Origin of the sequence: Amycolatopsis rhizosphaerae (assembly GCF_007713715.1) — a bacterium.
In the GTDB taxonomy this organism is placed as follows: Bacteria; Actinomycetota; Actinomycetes; order Mycobacteriales; family Pseudonocardiaceae; genus Amycolatopsis_E; species Amycolatopsis_E rhizosphaerae.
The window spans coordinates 1-3404 of sequence record NZ_VJWX01000653.1 but is presented as its reverse complement, the minus strand read 5'-3'; the positions used below and the strand labels follow the sequence as shown (position 1 = coordinate 3404).

Below are 3404 nucleotides of genomic sequence, written 5' to 3'. Positions count from 1 at the left end.
GGACCGCCGCCTGGTCGGACGCGGCGGGCGGCCACGGCGTCTCGATCGCGATCGAGCACCTCGCGGCCCCCCAGCTCCGCCGCCGCGAACTCGCGGTCGTGCCCACCGCCGCCACCCCGGCGACCCTGTGCTGGCACGTGACGACCCTGCCCCAGGACCGGCAGTCCACCGCCGCCGCTGCCCTGCGGCACTTCCTGGCCACCCCCGCGGCGATGCAGGTGATGCGCTCCCCCGGTGCGGGCGTGCCCCCGTCCCGCTTCCGGCCCCCGGTCTACGTCACCATCTGGAGCTGACCCGTGCCGTTCACCCGGCCGGGAGGGCGGAGACGGCCAGCGGCACGAGCAGCGCCTGATCACCGGATCCGGTAGTGACGACGAGCCGGCGCTCTTCTCCGAAGGACCGGGTGACCCTCCGCCCGTCCGGGGCGATCCGCAACGGCACCCCGTCCACCACGGTCGCCGTGCCGGCCGCGTCCCCCGGGCGGGTGGTGGCGGAAGCGGGCCGAGACGAGGACGAAGTGATCGTGGCCGGACCGGACGGGGGCTGCGCACTCGTGCTCAAGCTCTGCCGCACGCCCGTCTCCGGGCCCCGGAGCACGGTGGTGAGGGCGGCTTCGACCGAGACGCACCGGCCGTCCGTGCCCTGGGCGTCGGCCGGTTCCACCCTGGGCGGGCACAGGACCAGCCTCTCATCGTTCGGGTCCCAGGACCACGAGACCACCCGCAACGAGGGCGGCACCTTCAGCGACCGGATCATCGCCGCCGGCGTGGCCGGCGTGGCGCGGAAGGACTTCGCGACCCCGATCAGGGTGGGGAGGTCGTTCACGACGCTGCCGCCCAGGACGGCCCACCGGCCGTCGCCGAACTGCCACGACACCGCGATCCCCTGTCCCCCGGCGAGCGGGCGCACCTTCACCGGGAAGTCGTAGCCGGTCATCCTCGTGAGCGGCAGTAGCGGGTTCGGGTCGTGATCCTCGACGACGATCCGGAACACCTCCCCCCGCCGCATGCTGCTGCGGTACATGGCACTCGTCTCGCGAGCACCGATCGTCCAGCCCACGATCTCGTACCCCGGCTCGGGGAGGCTGAACGGCAGCGTCGGGACCACCACTTCACCGGCGCCCGGCGAGGCGACCGGCAGGGTCGGCTGCCCGTCGTCCTGGCGCAGCCAGGAAAGGCCCGCGGCCAGGCCCACCGTGGTCACCGCCACCAGGGTGGCCGCGCCCAGGGCGCGCCGCCGCGCGCGCCGCCGCCGGATCCGGCGCCCGGTGCCGGCGAGCACCTCTTCGGGGTCGGGGGCCAGCACTTCACGGATGCGCAGGGCTTCCCGCAGTTCGTCCGTCCCGTCCACTGCTCAGGCCACCTCCAGTTCGTTCTTCATGCGAGCCCGCAGGATGGACAGGCCACGCGAAATATGGCTCCGGACGGTGCCCAGGGCGCACCCGAGCACCTCGGCGATCTCGCCGTCGTCGCGGTCTTCGTAGAAGCGGAGCACGATGGCCGCCTGCTGCGGACGGCTCAGCCCAGCCAGCAAGGCGGCGAGCTGCTCGTGGTCGGCGATGCGGGTGGCCGGATCGGCGACCTGCCCTTCGTCGAACCGGCTGGTGTCCTCCACCACCCGCACGGACCGCTGGTACCAGCGGCGGCGCCACGAAAGGTAGCCGTTCACCACCATCTTGCGCAGGTACAGGTCGGGTCTTTCGGTCTCCGACACCCGCTTCCAGCGCGCGTGTGCCCGGACGAGGGCGTCCTGGACGATGTCCTGTGCCAGGTCACGATCCCCGCTGAGCACGGCCGCGAACCGCACCAGCCCGGGCAGTTGCTCCCGGGAGAACTCCTCGAAGTGCACATCCGCCTAATGCCCGCACCCACGCGATCGGTTGCAGTCCCGCCGCAGAAGTGGCCCAGACCTCTCCCGAGCCTTTACGCGGCTGCCGTGAAGGGTCCCTTCACAGTGGTATCGACCAGGGCCCGGCAATGTCGGCCCCTGCGCCGAGTCCTACCCTCGTGCGCTTGTGTCCCACCTTCCGGCGCTTGTGTCCCACCTTCCGGCGCTTGTGTCCCACCTTCCGGCGCTTGTGTCCCACCTTCCGGCGCTTGTGTCCCACGCTCACCCGCCTGAGCGGGCAACTCACGCGCGCCAGCGTGGAACTCACGCGCGCCAGCGTGGGACACAAGCGCACCAGCGTGGGACTCGTCGTGTATAGCCCGCGCGGGGCAGCTCCCGTTAGGCGGCGAGCCTGCGGACGACGGCGTCGGCGAGCAGGCGGCCGCGGTCGGTGAGCACGGCCCGGCCCTGCTCCAGTGCCTCCGGGGTGAGCAGCCCTTCGGACACCGCGGCGCGTGCCTCGGCCAGTCCCCCGGGCTCCAGCGCGGTCAGCGGCAGCCCCTCCGCCAGCCGCAGTTCGAGCATGATCCGCTCCAGGTACCGGTCCGCGTCGGTGAGCACCTCCCGGCCCGCCTCCGGCGACTTCCCCTCGGCCAGCAGCGCGGCGTACCGGGCCGGGTGCTTCACGTTCCACCAGCGCACGCCGTCGAGATGGCTGTGGGCGCCGGGACCCGCCCCCCACCAGTCACCGCCCTGCCAGTAGCCCAGGTTGTGGCGGCAGCGGGCCTGGGGGGAGGCCGCCCAGTTCGACACCTCGTACCAGCCCAGGCCGGCGGCGGTGAGGGTCCGGTCGATCAGCTCGTAGTAGGCGGCGAGCACGTCCTCGTCCGGGGCGGGCAGCTCACCGCGGCGCACCCGGCGCGCCAGCGCGGTGCCGTCCTCGACGATCAGCGAGTACGCGGACACGTGGTCGACCCCGGCCTGGAGCACGGCGTCGAGGGAGGCCCGCAGGTCCTCGGTCCGCTCCCCCGGTGTGCCGTAGATGAGGTCCAGGTTCACGTGCTCGAACCCGGCCTCGCGTGCCTCGATCGCCGCCGCCACGGGGCGTCCGGGCGTGTGCACGCGGTCGAGGACCCGGAGCACGTGGCGCGCGGCGGACTGCATGCCCAGCGAGATGCGCGTGTAGCCCGCTTCCCGGATACCGGCGAAGAATTCCCGGGAAGTGGACTCGGGATTGGATTCCGTGGTCACCTCGGCGCCCGGGGCGATTCCGAAGGAGCCCCGGATCGCGTCCAGCACGGCGGCGAGTCCGTCCGCGCCCAGCAGCGAGGGGGTACCCCCGCCCACGAACACCGTCCCGGCAGGCCTGGCACCCGGCTGGGCGGCGCCGAAGTCCAGCTCACGCCGCAGTGCTTCCAGCCAGGACGACGGTGACGCGGCCGAACCCAGCTCGCCCGCCGTGTAGGTGTTGAAATCGCAGTAACCGCATCTGGTCGCACAGAACGGCACGTGCACGTACACCCCGAATGGCCTTCCCACCCCACCAGTGTCCCACTGTCAAGCCCGTTCCCAGGACG

3 protein-coding genes and 1 pseudogene are annotated in these 3404 nt (G+C 72.6%); 1 reads left to right on the top strand and 3 read right to left on the bottom strand.

Annotated elements, in window-relative coordinates; all coding sequences use genetic code 11:
* A pseudogene (locus FNH05_RS34945) lies at nt 1–293 on the top strand (LysR family transcriptional regulator); the annotation flags it as partial.
* Between the two features lie 10 nt (nt 294–303).
* Here FNH05_RS34945 and FNH05_RS34940 read toward each other — a convergent pair.
* The 3 genes from FNH05_RS34940 to hemW form a co-directional block, all read right to left on the bottom strand.
* Nucleotides 304–1350 (bottom strand): hypothetical protein, encoded by a 1047-nt coding sequence (locus FNH05_RS34940; RefSeq protein WP_144593125.1) that lies wholly within the window; start codon nt 1348–1350, stop codon nt 304–306.
* Nucleotides 1351–1353: 3 nt separating this feature from the next.
* Nucleotides 1354–1848, bottom strand: a complete 495-nt coding sequence (locus FNH05_RS34935; protein WP_144593124.1) for a SigE family RNA polymerase sigma factor — start codon at nt 1846–1848, stop codon at nt 1354–1356.
* A 378-nt stretch (nt 1849–2226) separates the two neighbouring features.
* Nucleotides 2227–3366, bottom strand: coding sequence for a radical SAM family heme chaperone HemW (gene hemW, locus FNH05_RS34930; protein WP_144593123.1), 1140 nt, complete (start codon nt 3364–3366; stop codon nt 2227–2229).
* Nucleotides 3367–3404 lie beyond the last annotated feature (38 nt).